Raw genomic sequence first — 21,056 nt, 5'->3', positions numbered from 1 at the left:
CCGAGGTTTTTTTCTTTAACATTCTTTTTTCTTTTTTTGCTCTTTATCAGACTTTGTCTTTCCTAAGGATTCATATATTTTAGCTGCGTTGGGATCGCCCATTTCCGCTCCGAACTCTTCTTGCAGTAACTGTTTTTGCTTTGCTTCAGTGCTTGCGATATGCTTATTATTTTGTTTATGTTTGCTCATCGTTATTTACCTTGCTTTCCTTTTTTCGAATTGCGATTCGCGCCTTTAGCCGGCTCCTCGCCGCCAGCATATTCAGCAGCAAATTCTGCATCTGAAAGGCTCTCTTTTGGTGTATTATTGTTAGTCAGTGCTGATTTGTACCCTACTTTACGCTTTGCCATCATATATCCCTCCTATGCTTGGAAGTCCATTGAACTTCCTTTTCTTAGAATGCACTTTCTGATGCGTAATATAAGCAGAAAAAGCTGTAAAAAAGCGGTTGAAACATAACGAAATCATTTTACTCGAAATACGAACAAATGAGATAAATGGATTGACCCTCTTGTGACCCAGCTACATGAAACCTGCGTTCACCATCATAATAAAAAAATCCGAACGAGTTTGATTCTTAATCAAGAAACAAACTCGTTCGGATCTTCCTTCAACTAAAATATTTGTGTCCCAGCCTCTTTTATCCAATAATAATACGTTCTTTCGGATAGTGATAATCCGGTCCAGACGTTGGACGGCGAAGCATTAAAATAAATGAAAACATGCCGATTCGGCCAATGAACATTAAAATCATAATAACGCATTTACCGATATCAGAAAGCCCTCCTGTAATTCCCATTGATAAACCTGTTGTCCCAAAAGCTGAACACACTTCAAAAATAAGCTCAATGAGAGAAAAATGTTCTGTAATACTTAAAATAAGAAGCGAAATCGAGCAAATGATTACGGCTAACATCGATACAGCTACTGATTTAATAATGTCATCTTCATGAATTTCGCGGCGAAAGATTTTAATCGTCTTATTTCCTCTTACGTAATAAAACAGGAAAAGAATATTTAATGCAAACGTCGTCGTACGAATTCCTCCCCCTACTGAGCTCGGTGAAGCACCGATAAACATCATCGCACTCATCATAATTAACGTAGGAAGCGAAAACTCATTAATATTCATGGTCGCCACTCCTCCGCTCCTTGTGGCAGCAGATTGGAAAAACGCATAAAAAAACGATTCATCCCAAGACTTATCTGCTAGAAATCCTGAATGCTCTAGCACAAGAATCAAGATTGTTCCCCCTGCTAACAGCAGAAAAAACATGATGGTCGTTAGCTTCGTAAATAGCGAAAATTGAAATTTACGCTTATCTTTAAATGTTAAAAAATAGTGCTTAATTTCAATTAATACAGGGAATCCAATCGCTCCAAGCGTAATTAAAATAACGGTTACCACTTGTACAAAATAATCATGGGCATACGGAATAAATGAAGATCCTGTAATATCGAAGCCAGCATTTGTTGTAGCGCTGACAGAAGCAAAGAACCCATGCAGAAAAGCATCTGTCCAGCTTGAGTAATAACGGAGAAAATGTAATCCTAAAATAATGGCGCCAACTAGTTCAATGGCAAAAATAATAAATAAAATATTTCTCATCAAGTCAACTAATCCTGATAAACGGGATTGGTTATGGTCTGTCATAATGAGCTGACGTTCCTTTAAACCGATTTTTTTACCCAAAATCATCCAAATAAATGTACTGAGTGTCATTACACCAATACCACCGATTTGAAAAATAAAAGCGAGCAAAAAATAGCCCGTCGTACTAAATGTATCCGGAGTAGAGACAGGTGTCAGCCCTGTTACACTTACCGCACTGACGGCAATAAATAAGCGATCAATAAATGCTAACTTCACTCCCGGCTTTAAAGCTTCTGGGATACTAAGTAATAGAAATCCAAGCGTAACAGCCACTATGTAAAATGTAACAATAATTTGAGCTGAAGACATCTGCCTTACTCGTCGTTTCCATGGTTGCGGCATAATCTGACATTCCTTTTTTGTTATAATACTAATAGTTTTCTTCTTTCTTCCCAAAGCATACTCATTGTTACACGGATTGCAATATCCATGTAAAAAATCCCATGTTCAAGAAGGTGACTACATTAGTATAAAAGAAGTCACCTCACTTGTCATTAGATATCATAAATCCCAGCAGCCCGCATAAAGGATCGTCACTCAATATTATCGGTTTACACAAAAAAACGAGGTTGCGACATAATTAAATGAATCAATCTAAAGACGAACAAATGGGATACATGAGCTGAACCGCTTGTGACACCGTTGTTGATTTCCGTGGAAGACTTCGCTTTCCGCGGGCGGCCCGTGAGCCTCCTCGTCGCTGACGCTCCTGCCGGGTCTCACCTGTTCCGCTTTTCTCGCAGGAGTCTTCGTCTTGCCCTCCAATCAACAGCTAGAAGCAACGACATACTTGAAACCTACGTTCACCATAACAAAAAACGAACCACTGATATCAGTGGTTCGTTTTTCACTTCGGCTAAAATACTTTTGTACCAGCCGCGTCTTTATTTTATTTAGAGCGTTTTTCTAGCCAATCGCCGATTGAAGGATATGTTTCCTTCACTGCTTTTGGACCAAATACAACAGATACGTGACCTGTTTGCAACAATTTATACTCTTTATCTTCACTTGAAACAGCGTCCATTAAAGCTGCCACCTGATGCGGCATCGCAATATGATCACGGCTAGCAGCAATGTTTAAAATATTAGCTTTAATATTTTTCAAATCTACTTTGCGTCCGCGAACTTCAAGTTCACCATTGATTAATTTATTTTGTTGATAGAAGTCACGAATCCACTGACGATAAGCTTCACCAGCAAATGGGATTCCGTCAGCAACCCACTTTTGCATTAGCTTCCAGCTTTCAACAAACCGCTGATTTTCGGAACGGTCCACCAACGTTACATATGGGCCGTAGAAATTCGTGATTGGCTTTAACATCTTGTTTCCAAAGTCAATCATCTCTGGAGGGATGTTTCCGAATGTATCTACTGCTTTATCTAAATTAAAGTAGCGATCGTCTAGGAATGCTCCGTATAAACCTGTATCGGAAAAATCAAATGGACTTGTCATAAAAATTAAGTTTTTAATCGGCAAGTCTTCATTTAATGCAGCAAAAATAGATGTCATAGTTCCGCCCATGCAGTAACCAAGAACAGACAAATCAGGAGATTTAGAAGTGCGCAGCACCTTTTTCGCCGCTTTTGGAATATAATCTACAATATAATCATCTAGCTTCATATTGCTGTCTTCAAGCCCAGGAGTTCCCCAATCAAGCAAATACACGTCAAAACCGCGGTTTAATAAGTATTCAACAAGGCTGTTTCCAGGTGTTAAATCCAAAATATACGGTTTATTGATCAATGCATATACGAGTAAGATTGGTGTTTTATGCAGGTTATCTTTTACTGGCGTATAGCGATATAATTTCGCTTTGTTCTTTTTCCAAATAACCTCTTTTGGTGTTAATCCAACTTCCGGTTCCGCTTCTGTTGTCATAATTTCATATGCACGCTTAAAACGTCTTGCAGAACTTTTATATTCACTTGGCATTGATTTGATTAATTTTTCCCACTCTTGCACGTAAGGAATTGCCACGAATATACACACCCTTTCATTCCATTAGTAGTTAGTTAACAAGCACAGCCCCGACAAAAGTCAGGGCCAGCATTTATTACATGTATAAGCCGCCGTTAATGTTTAACTGTTGTCCTGTAATGTACGCGCCGTCTTTTGCTAAATAAACAACTCCACGTGCAATTTCTTCAGCATGGCCTAAGCGACGAGTTGGAATTTTCGCAACAATTTTTGCACGAACATCCTCAGGAATTGCCATCACCATTTCCGTTTCAATAAATCCTGGGCAAATTGCATTAACTGTTACGCCTGTCTTAGCTAGTTCAAGAGCTAATGATTTAGTGAATCCTAGCATACCTGCTTTAGCAGCTGAGTAGTTTGTTTGACCAAATCCGCCCGCTTGACCAATAATTGATGAAATATTGATAACACGACCACCTTCAGATTCTAAAAGGTGCGTTAGCGCAGCTGATGTTGTGTTGTATACGCTATGTAAGTTTACATCAATTACTTTTTTCCAATCTTCTTCACCTAACTTCTTGAATGAACGGTCGCGCGTAATTCCAGCATTGTTTACTAGAATGTCTAATTGACCAAACGCAGCTTTTGTTTCTTCGATTAGGTGTTTTGCTTGATCTACATAAGACACGTCAGCTTGAACCGCAATAGCTTCTCCGCCGTTGTCTTTAATTTCTTTTACGATTGCTTCTGCAGATTCTTTACTGCTGTTATAGTTTACTGCTACTTTTACTCCATTAGAAGCAAGCTCACGTGTAATTGCTGCCCCGATACCTTTAGATCCGCCTGTTACGATTGCTACTTTACCTTGTAATGTTGTCATGAAAAATTTCCCCCTTGCTTCTTCAGCGATGATTTTTACTGTAAATACAGCAGTTAATGTTGTTATAAAATCCCCTATACCTTACTTGCGAGCCGGCTGCTCAGTTTTTTGAGCATTTGATGGTTTTGCTTCAGATTTAGCTTCTGCCTTTGGCTTTTCAGCTAATTTTTCTTGTTTTTCTAACAGCTGAGCCTGAAGCTGCTCACCTTGAGTTTTAATTTGTTTTTGAATAGTTTCTTTTAACTCGTCTTGTGTTTTTTGCTGCCCTTCAAGAAGAGATAAAACTTTATCGAGTTTTTTGTCTAACGATTTGACATCAGATTTCAGCTTAGTGACATCTTTTTTCAAAGCAGATGCACTTTCTTGCTGTGCTTCTAATTCATCAAAACGATCGTCAAATTGCTCTTCTAATAATTCTACTTTTTCTTCCACATTGATGACTAATGACGCAACGTTTGCTACATCTTCTTTTGTTGGTACATTTACTTGGTGCAGATAGCGCCCCGTTACTTCATTTACTGCTTGTTGATATTGAAGGTTCATATTTAGCACATTTCCCATGAGCTGGGAAAATTCTTCACGATTCATATTGTCCCCAATAACTTTACCCCAGTAAGATTCGGTTTTGTCATATACGTCTTTCCATGCTTGAAACGGATCAAATACTTTTTGCTGTTCCAAAACTCCATCTCCTTTCTTGTGTACGTTAAAAGTGATGGCTTTCAATATGGACACTTAATGTGACAAGCGACATATTAGAAGCTCTAAGTAAACGCAACCAATTTTGCGTTTATTTATTGGATAATGTAAATCTTTTCACAATTCACTTACCAACAAATTATAAATGTTATAAAAATTACCTACATGTACTATTATAAATTCGTTTTCCAAAATAAACAATTCTAAATCTTTGTTTATTTTTGAATTTTTTTGACGCTTTTTGTCGAAATCCAAAAAATCGTTCTTTTTTCCTGTATTTGAAAGACCTGTTTTAAAGTGTTGACAATTTTTTCATCTAGGTGTAAATTACACATATAGAAAACAAATTCTCTTTTTTCGAAGGGGTGATTACCTTGGGATCAAGTGAAAAAGATAACACCTCTAATTCAAACAACTTAGAAAAATCGATTAGCGGTGCACCAAAAAACTTGATGGTTCCTTTTCTTCTTTTAAGTTTAAGAGGTTGGAATCTACATGGTTACAAGCTCATTCAGCAACTAATGAGCTTTGGATTCACATCAGTTGATCAGGGAAATGTCTACCGCACGCTGAGACAGCTTGAAAAAGACAACTTGATTACATCGCAATGGGATACGTCAGCTGAAGGACCTGCACGCCGGATTTATTCATTAACAGATGCCGGCGAACAATATTTAAGCATGTGGGCTAATTCACTTGAACAGTATCAAAACATGTTAGATTCATTTTTTCACATGTATACCGACATGTTGTTCCCTTTTAGCTCTTCTTCTTCTAAAAAGTCAAAAGAATCAAAAGAGGAAGAAAACGATTAAAGGGATTCACGCAGTACATCTGCGTTTCCTAATATAATGTTAAATTTCACGGTCAACCAGCGAGCGCGGAATGTTAGGTTTATCACACAACTACGAATTTCTTCTTTAACGTTTTGTTCATTACGATAACTGTTCGCCAGACCAAATTATTCAAGGAGGAATTTGATTATGTCAACAGTAAAGTATGATACAGTAATTGATGCAATGTGGGAACAATGGACAAAGGGGTTACAAAACATTGCAGAAGGAAACAAACAAATTGAGCAATGGACGTTAAAAGCACTTGAGCAACAGCAAGAATTTGTAACAAAAGCAGTTGAACAACTTCAAGCAACAGACAAACAATGGAAAGCTGAATTAGAAGATCTTCAACAAAAAACAGTTGAAAACTTACGTAAAACAGCTGGAAACGCTGTTGCCGATTCTTATGAAGAATGGACAAACCGCACGCATGAAGCATTAAATAAATTACAAGAGCTTTCTCTTAACCAAAGCAAATCAAGCTATTCTTTAGTAAAGCAAGCTCAAGAACAATATCATCAAGTAGTAACACAATTAGTAGAAGAGCAAAAGAAAACGCGCCAAGAATTCCAACACGTATCTGATGCATACGTAGAACAAGTAAAATCTCTTCAAAAGTCATTTGCTCAGTCTCTTGAGCAATATGCAGTTGTAAAATAATATATAAAAAAGCCCAGCTTCTTTGAAAGCTGGGCTTTTTTATACTTTCTTGCAAACCATTACCAGTATGCAAAATAGGAAACAACAAATAATACAGGTACAGCAGTAAACTGCTGTACCACTAAAAAAGGAGATGACTAATCATGGCTAGAACAAATAAACTATTAACACCAGGTGTAGAACAATTTTTAGATCAATATAAGTATGAAATCGCTCAAGAATTTGGGGTAACTCTAGGTTCTGACACTGCTGCACGCAGCAACGGTTCAGTAGGCGGAGAAATCACAAAACGCTTGGTGCAACAAGCTCAAGCTCACTTAAGCGGCAGCACACAAAAATAAAACATAATTTCATAACATGGCTAAAAAAGGCACCTGCGTGTGCCTTTTTCTTACATAATATAGTCTTTTAAATACACGTAGTCCCCCGCTAATATAATAACCATCGCGATAATATATTTACGGTTTCTTTCAATTGTTTTCCGGCTCACTTTCACATGTTTTTCAATCAAGCGAATAGGAAGCTGCCGCTTTAAAAACAGCTTATCTTTTAATTCTTTTTCCTTGACGATAAAGGATGCAACTTCCACTGCATTTCCCCTTGCATCCTTATGTTTAGGAGACGTGTTAATAATGTCTTCAAGAGTTAATTTAAACAATTCTAGCGTCTGACAAAAATAAGTCATTTCCTCTTGAATATATGAAGTTTCACTTTGCCTTTTATAGTTAGAAAGCGATATATCCCTTTCTACCTTACCTTGAATAAAACCTTCATTTTCAATTCGGTTATAGAGCAGCGTTTGATTTCTCTTTTCTTTTCGAATATAGTCAATTACTCTTCTTTTAATAATAAGTTCCGCAAATGCAAGAAGGGATCTGCCTTTTTGGATTGTGTAATTTTCAATGGCTTCATTAAATGCAATCAGACCAATGCTAAATTCATCGTCAGCTTCACTTATATAACGTTTACATACAGCTGAAACAACTTTAGCAATAAACGGTTTATATTGTTGAATCATTTCGTTATGTAATTGTTTATCCCCTTGCTGAATCGTCAGTACAAGCGTTTCAAGCGATGGAGGCGTTTGAACTTTTGTGAGCACTGGCTTCACCTCTTTTACTATACTCAATTACTTTATACCCTGTTAATATCCATTCTTTTGATGACGAACAGGGTTTAGAAGCGCTCTGCTCCTCTTAATTTCCCTTTATTATAACCCATAATAGCTCAATTTTACCAATTAACATACATTTGAAATATATGTTTATAAACTGAAATAAACTTCATTGAACTGAATTACTCACGGCTGCTTCTGTTCTCTACAGAATATGAACGAAAAAGCAAAACATTCGGATATAAAGTAATTAAACAGTAGTTAGTTCTTTTACCCTTTATCTAAACAATCTAAACTAGGTATTTTGTCTCAATAATAAAAAACGCGCCTTCAATTAGCATTGAAGGCGCGTTTTTTATTATTGATTTTCAATTTTTTTTAACGATTCTTTTTCTTTCTCTGAGCCTTCAAGATCAGTTTGTTCTTTATTTTTAGATAGAAACCAGCCTGAAGCTGCTATGGCAAGTAACACAATCCAAAACGTAATTTTCCACACTTTTGATTCAGGGAAATGTTCATTAATAATACCTAACTCCGGATGAGCAAGGGTATAAACCGCTAACTTAACCCCTACCCACCCTACAATAGCAAAAGCCGCCGTTTCTAGGCCTGGGCGCGTATTTAATAGCTTGACGAACCAAGTTGCAGCAAAACGCATAATAATTAATCCCATAATTCCTCCGGCGAAAATCACCAAGAATTGTCCCCCATCGAGTCCGCCAATTTGAGGAAGATCTGTTGTTGGCAATGTAACGGCGAGAGCCACAGCGGCCAAAATTGAATCAACGGCAAAAGCAATGTCTGCTATTTCTACTTTTAAAACCGTCATCCAGAAACTTGAGCCCTTTTTCTCGTCTGCTTCTTTCACTTTTTCATGATCGTCTTTTTTCACATATCGCTTCACAATATGATTAATGGAAATGAACAACAAGTAAATGGCTCCTATAGCTTGAAGCTGCCATACGTCGACTAAAAATGAAATCAAGAACAATGAACCAAATCTAAAAATAAAGGCACCGGCTAGTCCGTAAAATAATGCCTTCTTGCGTTTTTCTTCCGGTAAATGTTTGACCATAATGGCCATCACAAGAGCATTATCCGCCGCCAAAATTCCTTCTAATGCAACCAGAACTAGCAATACCCATCCATACTCTAACAAAAGCGATGCATCCATAAAAATCCCCTCTCGTTTCTTTATATAAGTTTATTTATCCTCATTACCGGAATAAAACACAAAAAGACCTTTGCCAAATATGGCAAAGGTCTTGCTAAGCATAATCATTATGCCAACAAAGCCGATGGAATACTCCATGTAATGACGACTTTGTTTCAGGTTTCCCTGACGCTACTCCCCTTTACTCCGTAAGAAGTAAATGTATTAAGTTGTTTTTATTTTATAAAAGGTTCACTAATAAGTCAATTAAAAGCCCTCTAAACTTTTGTTAAGCTTTTGTTAAGCGTTTTAATACATTCAAAAACGTTGAAATATGAATAGGCTTTGTTACGTATTCACTAAAGCCGACTAAAAAAGCTTGATCAATATCGCTTTGCATCGCGCTTGCACTCAGGGCGACTCGCGGAATATGCTTCAATTCTTTTTCTAGCTGCAGCTGTGTGCATACCTCAAAACCATTCATATCAGGCAGATCAATATCAATTAAGATCATATCTGGTGAAATGGACCTGATTAGCCCGATGCCGTTTTCTCCTGTTTTGGCAACTAAAAGCTTAACGTTTTTATATGGAGAAAGAATCGATTGCATAAGCTCAATATTTGTATCGTTATCCTCAATATATACAATTGATGTCGGCATGGAAAAACCTAAAAACGGCTCGGCTTCTCCTTCACTGGATAATCGTTTAGGAACAGGTGGATGTGCTAAGGGAAAACGCACCCAAAATGTACTGCCTTTTCCTTCTTCACTTCGCACTCCGCACGTACCATTCATTAATACAACAAGCTGCTTTACAAGCGCCAATCCAATCCCTGTTCCGTCTTTTTCTAGTCTATTTACACGGTAGAAAGGCTCAAAAATCCGATTCAATTCTGAAGCTGGAATTCCAAAGCCCCTATCTTCAATCAATATGGTTACGTGATGCTGAGTGATCTCGGTATAGATAGTGATATCGCGATAAGCGGGCGAATATTTAATGGCGTTTGTAAGCAGATTTAATAAGATCTGCTGAAACCGAAGTTCATCTACTTCAACAAAGACTTCTTGGTATGCATGAAAGCGAGTATAAAGTATACTATGCTTATCTTTTGCTAATGGTTTCATAATTTTAAGCGCGTCTTCAATCGCCTCTTTTACCGACACCGGTTCAAGGTTAATCGCTAAGTGACCTGATTCAATTTTCGATAAATCAAGCGTTTCATTTATCAAATAAAGAAGATGATTACCTGCTTTTAAAATTTTTCGTATACGATTCAATTGTTTTTCTGTTAAATCTTTTTCCCCTTGCTCTTCCAATATCTGTGCATAACCTAAAATACTGTTTAAAGGCGTACGAAGCTCATGGCTTACTTTTGATAAAAATTCAGACTTGGCTTGATTTGCTTTTTCAGCTTCTTCTTTTGCTATAATCATTTGCTGATTAGAATGAAGCAAATCTTGTTCTTGTTCCTGCTGTTTTGTAATATCATAAAACGTGACAACTACGCCTTTATAATATTTGCTTTCTTGAAGAGGTTCAGCATTCACCGAAAGCCAAGTCAACTTTTTCTCATTTAAATAAATGCCCATAACTGTATTTCGCACAGGCTCTTTTGTACGAAGACATCGAACAGATGGAATGTCTTCCAGTGCAAAAGGTGTGCCGTCAGGATGAATGATTTCCCAGTCTAAACCAAAGGGATTAACTAATAATATCTCATCATAGGGCACTTGTAAGATTTTGGCAGCGTACGCATTAGCAGCAATTAAGTTTCCTTCAAGATCATGAAACACAACCCCTTCTGACATCGTAGAAAGAACGGAGCGATACATGCTTTCACTTTTAGCCAGCTTTTCTCTTGCTTCGTGAAGATCGGTAACATCTACTATAGAACCAATAACTTCTTTTACTTCTCCTTTGTAAATATGAGGTATTAACTTCGTATAGTAAGCAAAATCGTTCAAAAGTACTTCATACGATACCTTCTCTCCCGCCCATGCTTTCTCATAGTACCCCTTATTTTCTTTTGCGTAGGATTCAGGTAAAAATTCTTCAAGTGTTTTACCGACAACATCTATTTCCTCATATCCCATTTCACGAATCATTTTGCCTTCGCACATGGTATGAATATACCCTTCATCGTTTTTCACAAATTTAAAAATAGCGCCATCTTGCTGTGAAAGCGTGCGTTTTAAATCTTCTTGTAAATCCAGAAGCTGCTGTTGCGCCTTTTTTCGGTCTGTCACATCTTTGGCAATGACGTAACTGCCTTTAATTTGACCATGAACAATAATAGGCATTTGCGTTACTTCAACATATACAGGCTGATTATCTTTGCGAATGAGCGTTGCCTCATAATAAACAGAGTCTCCGTTCAGGGATTTCCACATATATTCTTCAGCTTTTTCAGCTTCTCTAAACATATAGGGAAACGGAATTTTCTCCATTTGATGCAACGTGTATCCTGTTAGTTCTATTCCTTTTGGATTAATCGTTTGAATATTGCCGTACAAATCAACCGCACACACAATATTGGGATTGTAGTTAAAAAGAGATTGATAATACTCTTCTTTTAGTTGACTATCCCTCACTTCTTCCTGGCGCTTAAAAGCAGCAACGAGCAGAAAGACAATGAGTAGCGTAATCGTGATACTTGCAATCATATTGGAAAATGGCGCTTGATAAGGCAGCCACTGGCCCCATCTTCTGACAACTGAGTGTTCAATATGCAGCTTCATTCCATACATACTGATGAAATGCATAGCTGAAATTCCAATGCCCAGCAAAATAGAGCTAACAAGTTTGAGAAACGGATTAGCTTTCACGCTTTTCGAACGAAAAAACAAGTGCATCGCATAAAATGCAACGACCAGGGCGATGATGATGGAAAGCAAAACAGATAGCACGGCATAATGGATGTGTGCTTCTGTTTCGATTGCTGCCATGGCGATATAATGTGTACCCAGAATACTGCTTCCCAAAATGAGCCCTGACCATACCGACGTGCCCCATTTCCAAAATGTCCAAAACGCACCTAGTGATCCGCTAATCGCTATTATTAAAGCAATGACAGAAAGTACAGCATTAAAATGAAAGCTAACAGGCACATAATAAGCAAGCATCGCAATATAGTGCATCGCCCCCACTCCAATTCCCATTGAAGCCGCTGACAGTGTAAGCCATAAATAATTGTTCCGCTGTTTTTTCATCATTTTACTCATAATATCAAGTGCTGTATAAGAGGCAAGAATTCCTACAATGACAGCAAGAAATACGGTAAATTCATTATAGTGACCAGTAATTGAAATCATTTTCTTTCCTTTCACTTCAACGTTACTTCTTCTATCTAACTCTCCTCATAAGAACTATATTACGATCATTTATTCCGAAAGCAGACACATGAAATAGACGAAACTTACATAAGCTTCGTCCTTTCATCAGCATAGCTATTTTAGAAGCAGCAGCATCTCTTAATTCATCATTAACTGATGCAGCTGTTTTTGAACGTCTTGTATTTTTAATTTTGAGATATGAGCATATTCATCAATTTCTAAGAAATAAACAAGATATGTTTCGTTTTTTGGTGTGATGTGCGAAACTTTCTGTAAATTCACGATATAAGAACGGTGTGTTTGACTAAATACAGAAGGGTTCAAATACGTATAGATATCACTAATATTTTCATATGTCTCATAGACACGTGATTGAGTATAGATCAAGCATTTTTTTCCGGATTTTTCGATAAAAATAATTTGATCAATTGGAATGTAGTAAATAGATCCATTAAATTTTACAGGCAGTCTTTTTAATTGCTCACCTGGCTTTTTTGACTGATTTCTATCAATTCCAATGGAGTTTTTTGCCCGCTCTAACGCCATATAAAGCCTTGTTTTTTCAATCGGTTTTACAATGTAATCCAATGCTGACAACTCAAATGCCTTCACCGCAAATTCATCATAACCAGTGATAAAAATGAAGTTTAAATTCGGCTTAATGCGCAGGCACTTTTTTATTGCATCTACACCGTTAATCGTAGGCATATTAATGTCGACGAGCAAAAGGTCTGGACTCTTAGCCATCACTTCCTGTACAAGCTGCTCTCCGTCTTTACAGATGCTAATCACTTCAAATTCCGGAAGCTGTTCTATAAAATAATCTAAAATTTCAACCGAATCTTCGTTATCATCGGCAATAATTAAGTTAATTTTGTTCATCCTGACTCCCCCTAGGATACAATGTTAAAGTATAGTACGAACTATTGCCCATTCTGGTTTATGCATGTCTACACATAGTTATAGTGTTTTTATGTTGAGATGAATGATCTACACGGACGCTAATCGTTAATGGAACGCACAACGATTGTTCATGGGGAATATTGCAATAATTGTAGGTTTTCTAGAAGAAGACATAAAAACCGTTTATCTATTATCATTTATTTTCCTAACAATGATTTAATACCCTTTTTATAATCTGTAAATCAGCATGCCAAAATCTTTATTTAACATTTTCGATAAAGGCGGCACGCTCTTTCACTCATACTTTTATTAATTTTTTACTTTTTTTCAAGGTAATTACTTGCATAATGTCCTTAATAACCTTGACTTTGTGATTTCATCCAGAAGAATTTATGTATTTTTTATTCATTTTATTATAAAAATTTTAGCATACAAAGTTATGAACTTACATATGTATTCCGAACTAGTTCCCTTTAAAACTATGATTATTATACCATTTCATAGTATAAATCACATATAGTTAAACGTGAAGACTTTCCATTTCTTTAAGTGTTCCAAGCTATTTATTTGTAAAATAAATAGCTTCATTCCTCTATAACGGCTACATAACCTAATTAACCAGCTATTATTTGTAAAAAAACAGGCCTAAAGTTATAACCCGGCCTGTTTTGCATTCATTTCTTATTTTTCATTTTTTACAATTTGCTGTGCTTGTTTCGATACAAAGAAGCGATTCTTTTTATCCTGTACCACTACGCTGTCCATTTGAATTTCTCTTCCATTTACAATAGCAATATTTTTATTTACTGGGAAACGCACCGTTCGCTTATTGTTTGTAACAACCAGCACAGGGTTGTTTTTGTCTTTTGAGTCAACCGCTACCTTTGAGCCTTTAAAAGCTTTATTCGCTTCAATAAATAATTCATTTGTTAACTCATTTAAGTTAATATTCATTGATTTAGCCATATGTTTGGCAATATCCGTATTATCAAAGTGCCCCGTTGGTCGATTTACGCCGTATGAATACAGAAATACATCCTCACCCGTATGACCGCCTGTTGTGAATCCAAGGTTTGCTCGGTTGGCTAATAACTTCGATAGTGTAGCACTGATTTCTTTTTTATCTCTTGTTTTAGTCAGCTGCGCTTTTTCCTCTGAAGTTAGATTTGATAAACCATACAAAGCAGCTACTTCTTCTCTATTTGATAAATCTTCTTTTAATTTAGACATAGCACCTTCTAACGTCATTTTTGCTTTTTTTAATGGATCAATATAAGCAGAAACAGGTGTGGTATCGTATCCTTTTGTTGTATTTGCATTACCAATTGAAAGACCGCTGTTTCCGTGATCGGCAATCGCAATAACCATCGTATTTCCATCTTTTTTAGCGAACTCTACTGCTTTGCCCACTGCTTCATCAAACGCTAGTACATCGCTAATCATTCCTATTGGATCATTTGCATGAGCTGCCCAATCGGTTTTGCTTCCTTCAACAAATAAGAAAAAACCGTCTTTATCTTTGGATAGTGTTGTTATTGCTTTATTTGTCATCTGGGACAACTTTGGCTGTTCTGCTTTTGTCTGCGGTCGGTCCATATCATAGGCTAAGTCTCGGTCGGCGAAGCTCCCCCAGATTTTTTTGGCGCGTGACTGCTCTAATTCCTTTTTATTTTCTACAAAGTCATATCCTCTTTTATTCAATACATTGACTAAGTTTTCACCGTCTTTCCGGCTTTTTTCTTCTTTTCCTGGAAGAAGAGATTGCTTACCTCCTCCAAGCACTACATCAATGTTTTGATACACTTGCTGCTCCGCTAGCGTTTGAAAATCATCACGGCTATAGTTGTGGGCTGAAAAACCAGCTGGTGTGGCGTGCTGGATTTCAGAAGTAGCCACAATTCCTGTCGCGCGCCCTGAAAGCTTTGCTCCTTCTAGAACGTTTGCTACGGGACGAAATTGATTTTCTTTTTCTACGGATTTAACCCCAGGTGTATTCACTACTGAAGGAAGCACACCTACATAACCTGAATTTGATTTATTTCCTGTTGCTAAAGCAGTAGCTGCCGGAGCGGAATCTGTAATAGCAGATTCTGCCGAATACGCACGTACTCCCCCGGCCATCAGCTGATCCATATGTAACGGTTTTCCCTTGTACCATCTTGCGAGTGTAGTAGCATTTGAACTCGTCCCGTCCATTACCATCATAATGACATTTTGAGGTTTCTTAGCTGACTTATGCTCCACTTTTGCTTCCGTTTGAATAAGTGAGTTTCCTACACCAAACGAGGCCAATGCTACTGCTCCTGCCAGTGTAATACCTGCTAATTTTTTCTTCATATAAATGTACCCGCTCCTTTATTTAATTGTCTTCGACATGTCTAAAGTTACCATTCAAACGTAAACCCACTGTTTATCTGCTGTAAAAGAGTGTAAAGTTTGTCTTTATATTCTTCCTTTCTTCTTAAGAAAAAATAGTCGAATAAAAAGGAAGTACATGAACAAACTACCAGTAATAGAAAGTCAAGCGAGGGGCACGGTTATGTTTAAACATTTATTTAAAAGAAAAAATGCAGACGATCAGCCCAAAAAATCATTGGATGAACTGATTAACCAATTCAAAAAATCAAGTGATTTTACAACATTAGCCATTGGCTCGCAGCACCGAAAATACATCATTACTTATTTTAAACAGCTCGTAAACATGCAAAGTGTTGAAGATAAAATACTTGAGCCTTTTCAAAAACTAGACTTCACGTTAAGCAGTATATATGAAGTTGAAAATGTTCTGCCGATTGAAGATATTTCAGTCACAAAAGATACAAAAGAAATTTTAGAAAAGATGCTGCGCGGCTATGTGATGTTTCAACTGCATAAAGACGATAAGCTAGTAGCTCTTATTAAAGTTCAAAGCTTTGATACGGGGTTTCGAAAAGAAAACGAAACAGAAAATGAGTTCAGCGTCGTTGGTCCTAAAATTGGTTTTGTAGAGGATTTAGATGTCAATCTCTATTTAATGAGAAAAACAGTCATTTCCGAAAACCTTATTTTTAAAGAACTCACCGTAGGAAATAAATCGAAAACGCGCGTGGTGCTTGTTTACTTAGAAGGCGTAACGAACCCTCAGCACGTAGACACCATGACCCAGCGCCTTGAAGATATAGATTTCGATGTCATTTTTGATAGTACAATGCTTGATCAATTAATTTCCGATAATTCTTCTACGGCGTTTCCGCTTTTTTTAACAACAGAGCGGATTGATCGAGTCTTGTTTAGTCTGTTAAACGGGCAAGTTGCCTTCTTTTCGAGTGGTTCACCCTACGCAGTTACGGGACCTTCAACATTGCTTGACTTCTTTATTTCACCTGAAGACTACTATTTACCGTGGATTCTAGGGTCATTTTTCCGGGTTATTCGTATTTTGGGCGTCTTTTTCTCTATTTTTGCTACGCCTCTTTATGTAGCCATTGTTACGTATCATTATGAGATGCTTCCAAAAGATTTGCTGGGTCCTATTATTTTTTCAAGGACAAACGTTCCTTTTCCACCGGTCATCGAAGTACTTTTTTTAGAAATCACCATTGAACTGCTTCGAGAAGCTGGAGCCAGGCTTCCAACAAAAGTAGGTCAAACGCTGGGAATCGTAGGCGGGATTGTTATTGGGCAAGCAACAGTCGAAGCGGCGTTAACAAGCAATATTTTGCTTATTATTGTTTCACTGACAGCTTTAGCTTCTTTTACAACGCCTATTTTTAAAATGTCTAATACCATCCGGTTATTACGTTTTCCGTTTATTTTGTTTGCTACTGCGTTTGGTTTAGTCGGCATCACCTTTGGCTTTTGCTTCTTGCTGGTTCACTTGCTTCGTTTAAAATCTTTGGGCATGCCTTATCTTGTTCCGCTTTTTCCGTTTCGTCCAACAGAGTATAGGGATACCTTTCTGCGATTGCCCTATAGTCATACAGCAAAGCGTCCAAGTTACTTGCGTCCTTTAGAACGCTTTCGCTATAACCCTAATAAAGCGAATAAGACTAGACGAAAAAGTAATTTAGATAATGAGTAAAGCGGGGAAACGTTATGAAGAGAATACTTATTTTATGCACTTGCCTTACTTTCTTAACGAGCTGTGCAGACCGTGAAACGATTGACGAAATTCAAGTAGTTAACTCCATAGGATATGATTATATTCCTCAAAGCAATAAAGTCAGAGGAACCATTTTATACCCTATCTATAAATACGGCCCAACGGAAGAGCCAAGTATCATTGCGGCTACTGCTAATTCATCGTTTGATATTCCACTTCGCTTAAACAATAAATCATCTCTTCCGGTCGCTTTTGGGCAGTTAAGGAGCATCGTCATGGGAAAAGAATTTGCAACACATGGCGTGGAAGAATTAGTAAACACAATTGCTAGAAATCCAGACCTTGGACGTAATATTAAATTAAGCATTGTAGATGGCAACGCACATGAATTATTGAGTTCCGTTACCAAAAAGAAAATTAAGGACTATCAGTTTATTTCTAATTTAATTGAACAAAATATCCGCACAGAAAATTTACCTAACACCAATTTACAAATTTTTTTATTTAGTTTTTTTAGTGACGACCGCGACCCGTACCTTCCTGTTTTAGCTCAGGAAAAGGATGCCATTAAGTTAAAGGGCCTGGCGCTATTTAAAGAACAAAAAGTCGTTACAACTATCGGAATGAAAGAAACGTTTTTATTTAAGCTGCTAACAAGCGGAACAAAGCACGGCCGCTACTCAGTAAAAATTAAAGAGAGTGACCGTAAGGGCGAGATCATTCTTCAAAACTTGCGCACCAAAACAAAGTATGAAATTAAAGGAAATCATCAACATCCAAGTATTGTTGCACACTTAACTGTCGACGGCCTTGTAAAAGAGTTTCCCGGATGGATAGATTTAACAGACCCGGCTAGTATTAAAATGGTTGAAAAAATGCTTCAAAAAGATATTGAAAAAGATGGGGATGCCTTTATTAAGAAGCTTCAGCAGCACAAAATCGATCCCATTTGTTTTACAGATTATGTTCGAAGTAAAACACGCGGGTTTAACAGTGAAAAATTCAAATCGCAATATCCGGATATGAATATTGAAGTAAAATCTCGCGTTCATCTTATTCAAACCGGTATTAGCAACTAGGAGGAAGAAAAGATGCACAATACAATTAAAGAAGAAAATCAAGTTTCCCCTTCTTTTCTTTTTTTCTTAGTTCACTCTACTCAGATTGGCGTTGGAATACTAGGATTTCAGCGTTATATTATTAAAGGTGCCGGATATGAAGCATGGATATCTATCATCCTTGCAGCGATCAGCACCTGTATTTTATTGGCAATGATTTTTAATATTTTAACCCGTGAAAACAGCGATATTATTGATATTCACCGGCTATATTTTGGAAAATACCTTGGAGGGGCTTTAACCCTTGCCGCTTCCATTTATTATTTTATCTTTGCATTAACGATTTACCGAACATATGTAGAGATTTTGCAAATATGGATGTTTCCACAGTTAGAAACATGGGTGGTATCACTTGTATACCTGCCTATTATTTACTACACAGTTTCCGGTGGATTTCGTGTGATTACTGGAATTGCCTTTTTTGGAATCATGCTTCCCTTGCCGCTCGTATTTGCCTTACTCTATCCGTTAAAGTATGGGCACCTTAATAATTTATTTCCTTTATTTGACCACACAATATGGGAATTTTTAATTTCAACTAAAATGATGACCTTTGAGAATTTGGGATTTGAATCCGTGCTTTTTTTCTATCCATTTATAAAAAATGGCGCTACTAGTCAGAAGTGGGGGCAATATGGCGTTTTGTTCAGTACTTTTTTATATTTGTGCACAGCATTAGTGTCATTTGCTTACTTTAGTCAAGGACAGTTAGGCCATACCATCTGGCCAACTTTAACAATGGCTAAAATTATTGAAATCCCATTTTTACAGCGTTTTGAATATATTTTAATTTCTCTGTGGCTTTTAGTCGTTCTTCCTACTATTGCTGTCAGCGTATGGTGTACAATTCGTGGATTTAGTAAAACATTTAATAAGCCGCCTACGATTTTTCTCATATTAGTTCTTATTGCTCTTCTTGGCTTTTCTATTTTCTTTGATGATAGAGAAACCATCGATCAGCTTAATACACGATTATCCATGACCGGCTTTTACTTTATTTATGGCTACATTCCTTTCCTTTTTCTCTATAGCCTTATTCGAGCCAAAATAAAACAAAAGAAAGCACAAAAAGAAGAGCGTGAGCCAACTTTAAGTTGAATCACGCTCTTTCTTTCATATTATTTTATTTGTTAAATAAAACAGCGTATTCCCCGTATCCTTCTTTTTCTAAATCTTCCTTCGGAACAAAGCGAAGAGCCGCTGAGTTGATGCAGTAGCGCAAGCCGCCTGCATCTTGTGGACCATCATCAAATAAATGGCCTAAATGAGAGTTAGCCGTTTTGCTTCGTACTTCTGTACGAACCATATTATGACTAACGTCCATGTTTTCTTTTACTTCATCTTTATTAATCGCTTTTGTGAAAGACGGCCATCCGCATCCGGCATCATATTTATCAGTTGAACTAAACAACGGCTCTCCTGATACGATATCTACATAAATACCATCTTCTGTATGGTCCCAAAATTCATTGCGAAACGGAGGTTCCGTTGCGTCATTTTGAGTAACTTCATATTGAATAGGCGTTAATGTCGTTTTCAGCTGCTCGTCGCGTCCAAAGTCTTTCCAGTTTTCTTTAATAAAACGATCACGTCCAGACCCGCGTCGATACATAGCATAGCGGAATTTATTTTTCTTATAGTAACCTTGATGGTATTCTTCCGCTTCATAAAACGGTTTTGCCGGTAGAATTTGTGTAGCAATCGGCTCAGAAAAACGGCCGCTTGCTTCTAATTGTTGCTTAGATTCTTCAGCTAGTGTCTTTTGGTGTTCATTGTGATAAAAAATAGCTGTTCGATATGAATCTCCTCGATCCGCAAATTGTCCGCCTGCATCCGTTGGATCAATTTGAGGCCAGTATAGTTCTAAAAGCTTTTCATATGGAAAAACTTCTGGGTCAAATGTAATTTGGACCGCTTCATAATGGCCCGTTGTTTCTGAGCATACTTCTTTGTACGTCGGGTTCTCTTTGTGACCGCCTGTATAGCCAGATACAACTTTTATAATGCCTGGCTGTTCGTCAAATGGCTTCACCATACACCAAAAACAGCCTCCGGCAAAAGTTGCTACTTCATATTGTTCTGTCAAAAAGATGACCTCCTTCATGTGTTCTTTCTATTATTATACGCTGATTTTATGTTCTCACCAACTAACTTGCCTTTTATACTCTTTGCGCTTTAAAACAAAAAAATAATCAGTGAAGCTCATACTCACTGATTATTCTTCCGTATTTAAAGCGCTTTATTTTTGATCGCCTTTAATTTTGTGAAACAGTTTATTTACCGTTTCAATTTCTTTATCTGTAAAGTGCTCAAAACGCTCAAGGAAATAGGCTCGTTTCTTCTCTTGAATAGCATTAAAAATATCCTGTCCTTCCTCGGTCAGTTCAATATCAATAATACGCCGATCGTTTTCAGACCGTTTGCGTGCAATGTAGCCTTTTGATAAAAGCAAGTCGGTTACTGCCGTAATGTGGCTTGCTGACACTTGAAGATACTTTGATAAATCAGTTGATCGCTGCCTGCCGGAATCAACCAGCATACGAAGCACCATAAATTCATTTGTTGATAGCTCTGAATTGTATACTTCATTAATTTCTTGGCGAAGCTGTCTGAACACAAAGCGAAACAGCGTCTCCATTTCTTGAACGAGCTCTTCTCTTTTTTTCACTTGTCACTCTCCTTAACGCTATCACATGATAACGAATA

20 protein-coding genes and 1 riboswitch are annotated in these 21,056 nt (G+C 37.3%); of the genes, 6 read left to right on the top strand and 14 right to left on the bottom strand.

Translation table 11 applies throughout. From position 1 onward, the window contains the following. Positions 1 to 15: 15 nt before the first annotated feature. From MKY06_RS06235 to phaR, 7 genes are all read right to left on the bottom strand, one after another. Positions 16 to 189: a hypothetical protein gene (locus MKY06_RS06235; protein ID WP_013055943.1), complete on the bottom strand. Its 174-nt coding sequence runs from the start codon at positions 187 to 189 to the stop codon at positions 16 to 18. 2 nt (positions 190 to 191) lie between these two features. Next, positions 192 to 350, bottom strand: a complete 159-nt coding sequence (locus tag MKY06_RS06230; RefSeq protein WP_025749458.1) for a hypothetical protein — start codon at positions 348 to 350, stop codon at positions 192 to 194. A gap of 290 nt (positions 351 to 640) precedes the next feature. After that, the gene (locus MKY06_RS06225) at positions 641 to 2,020 is read right to left on the bottom strand and encodes a TrkH family potassium uptake protein (RefSeq protein ID WP_255256020.1); all 1,380 of its coding nucleotides are present in this window, start codon (positions 2,018 to 2,020) and stop codon (positions 641 to 643) included. Positions 2,021 to 2,243: 223 nt separating this feature from the next. Then, a complete protein-coding gene (locus MKY06_RS06220) occupies positions 2,244 to 2,423 on the bottom strand; it encodes a hypothetical protein (RefSeq protein WP_098322007.1) in 180 nt (59 codons plus the stop codon). A gap of 120 nt (positions 2,424 to 2,543) precedes the next feature. Next, positions 2,544 to 3,632, bottom strand: a complete 1,089-nt coding sequence (locus MKY06_RS06215) for a class III poly(R)-hydroxyalkanoic acid synthase subunit PhaC (RefSeq protein ID WP_013055939.1) — start codon at positions 3,630 to 3,632, stop codon at positions 2,544 to 2,546. Positions 3,633 to 3,708: 76 nt separating this feature from the next. Further along, positions 3,709 to 4,452, bottom strand: coding sequence for an acetoacetyl-CoA reductase (locus tag MKY06_RS06210; protein WP_013055938.1), 744 nt, complete (start codon positions 4,450 to 4,452; stop codon positions 3,709 to 3,711). A gap of 81 nt (positions 4,453 to 4,533) precedes the next feature. Beyond that, a complete protein-coding gene (gene phaR, locus MKY06_RS06205; protein ID WP_013055937.1) occupies positions 4,534 to 5,133 on the bottom strand; it encodes a polyhydroxyalkanoic acid synthase subunit PhaR in 600 nt (199 codons plus the stop codon). A 392-nt stretch (positions 5,134 to 5,525) separates the two neighbouring features. Here phaR and phaQ point away from each other — a divergent pair, with 392 nt between their 5' ends. The 3 genes from phaQ (at position 5,526) to MKY06_RS06190 (ending at position 6,988) form a co-directional block, all read left to right on the top strand. After that, the gene (gene phaQ / locus MKY06_RS06200) at positions 5,526 to 5,966 is read left to right on the top strand and encodes a poly-beta-hydroxybutyrate-responsive repressor (RefSeq protein WP_013055935.1); all 441 of its coding nucleotides are present in this window, start codon (positions 5,526 to 5,528) and stop codon (positions 5,964 to 5,966) included. A gap of 168 nt (positions 5,967 to 6,134) precedes the next feature. Next, a complete protein-coding gene (phaP, locus tag MKY06_RS06195; protein WP_013055934.1) occupies positions 6,135 to 6,647 on the top strand; it encodes a polyhydroxyalkanoic acid inclusion protein PhaP in 513 nt (170 codons plus the stop codon). A gap of 143 nt (positions 6,648 to 6,790) precedes the next feature. Then, positions 6,791 to 6,988 (top strand): alpha/beta-type small acid-soluble spore protein, encoded by a 198-nt coding sequence (locus MKY06_RS06190; protein ID WP_013055933.1) that lies wholly within the window; start codon positions 6,791 to 6,793, stop codon positions 6,986 to 6,988. Between the two features lie 50 nt (positions 6,989 to 7,038). Here the strand turns inward: MKY06_RS06190 and sigI are convergent, their stop codons facing one another. The 5 genes from sigI to MKY06_RS06165 form a co-directional block, all read right to left on the bottom strand. Further along, a complete protein-coding gene (sigI, locus tag MKY06_RS06185) occupies positions 7,039 to 7,758 on the bottom strand; it encodes an RNA polymerase sigma factor SigI (RefSeq protein WP_223268951.1) in 720 nt (239 codons plus the stop codon). A gap of 361 nt (positions 7,759 to 8,119) precedes the next feature. Beyond that, positions 8,120 to 8,935 carry a TerC family protein gene (locus tag MKY06_RS06180; RefSeq protein ID WP_013055931.1) on the bottom strand — a complete coding sequence of 272 codons (816 nt, stop codon included), beginning with the start codon at positions 8,933 to 8,935 and terminating at the stop codon, positions 8,120 to 8,122. Between the two features lie 96 nt (positions 8,936 to 9,031). After that, a riboswitch (yybP-ykoY riboswitch) is annotated at positions 9,032 to 9,127 on the bottom strand. A 76-nt stretch (positions 9,128 to 9,203) separates the two neighbouring features. After that, the gene (locus MKY06_RS06175) at positions 9,204 to 12,242 is read right to left on the bottom strand and encodes a PAS domain S-box protein (RefSeq protein ID WP_098287382.1); all 3,039 of its coding nucleotides are present in this window, start codon (positions 12,240 to 12,242) and stop codon (positions 9,204 to 9,206) included. A 144-nt stretch (positions 12,243 to 12,386) separates the two neighbouring features. Then, positions 12,387 to 13,130, bottom strand: coding sequence for a LytR/AlgR family response regulator transcription factor (locus MKY06_RS06170; protein ID WP_340960455.1), 744 nt, complete (start codon positions 13,128 to 13,130; stop codon positions 12,387 to 12,389). A gap of 702 nt (positions 13,131 to 13,832) precedes the next feature. After that, positions 13,833 to 15,488, bottom strand: a complete 1,656-nt coding sequence (locus MKY06_RS06165) for an alkaline phosphatase (RefSeq protein WP_340960452.1) — start codon at positions 15,486 to 15,488, stop codon at positions 13,833 to 13,835. Between the two features lie 202 nt (positions 15,489 to 15,690). Between MKY06_RS06165 and MKY06_RS06160 the strand changes: the two genes are divergently transcribed. Genes MKY06_RS06160 through MKY06_RS06150 form a run of 3 tightly spaced genes read left to right on the top strand, consistent with a single transcriptional unit; the run spans position 15,691 to position 19,448 of the window. Then, positions 15,691 to 17,211, top strand: coding sequence for a spore germination protein (locus MKY06_RS06160; protein ID WP_098278361.1), 1,521 nt, complete (start codon positions 15,691 to 15,693; stop codon positions 17,209 to 17,211). A gap of 14 nt (positions 17,212 to 17,225) precedes the next feature. After that, entirely contained in the window at positions 17,226 to 18,311 is a 1,086-nt protein-coding gene (locus tag MKY06_RS06155) for a Ger(x)C family spore germination protein (RefSeq protein ID WP_029325066.1), read from the top strand. 12 nt (positions 18,312 to 18,323) lie between these two features. Continuing rightward, complete coding sequence (locus MKY06_RS06150) at positions 18,324 to 19,448, top strand: GerAB/ArcD/ProY family transporter (protein WP_029325065.1); 1,125 nt, start codon at positions 18,324 to 18,326, stop codon at positions 19,446 to 19,448. Positions 19,449 to 19,473: 25 nt separating this feature from the next. On the opposite strand, the gene msrA is transcribed toward MKY06_RS06150, so the two are convergent. Then, entirely contained in the window at positions 19,474 to 20,436 is a 963-nt protein-coding gene (gene msrA, locus MKY06_RS06145; protein WP_013055924.1) for a peptide-methionine (S)-S-oxide reductase MsrA, read from the bottom strand. A gap of 153 nt (positions 20,437 to 20,589) precedes the next feature. Further along, on the bottom strand, positions 20,590 to 21,018 hold the full coding sequence (locus MKY06_RS06140) for a MarR family winged helix-turn-helix transcriptional regulator (protein ID WP_013055923.1): 429 nt from the start codon (positions 21,016 to 21,018) through the stop codon (positions 20,590 to 20,592). Positions 21,019 to 21,056: the final 38 nt, after the last annotated feature.

It is taken from the genome of Priestia sp. FSL P4-0332, assembly GCF_038005845.1.
Classification (GTDB): domain Bacteria; phylum Bacillota; class Bacilli; order Bacillales; family Bacillaceae_H; genus Priestia.
This window is presented reverse-complemented; position numbering and strand designations above follow the sequence as displayed.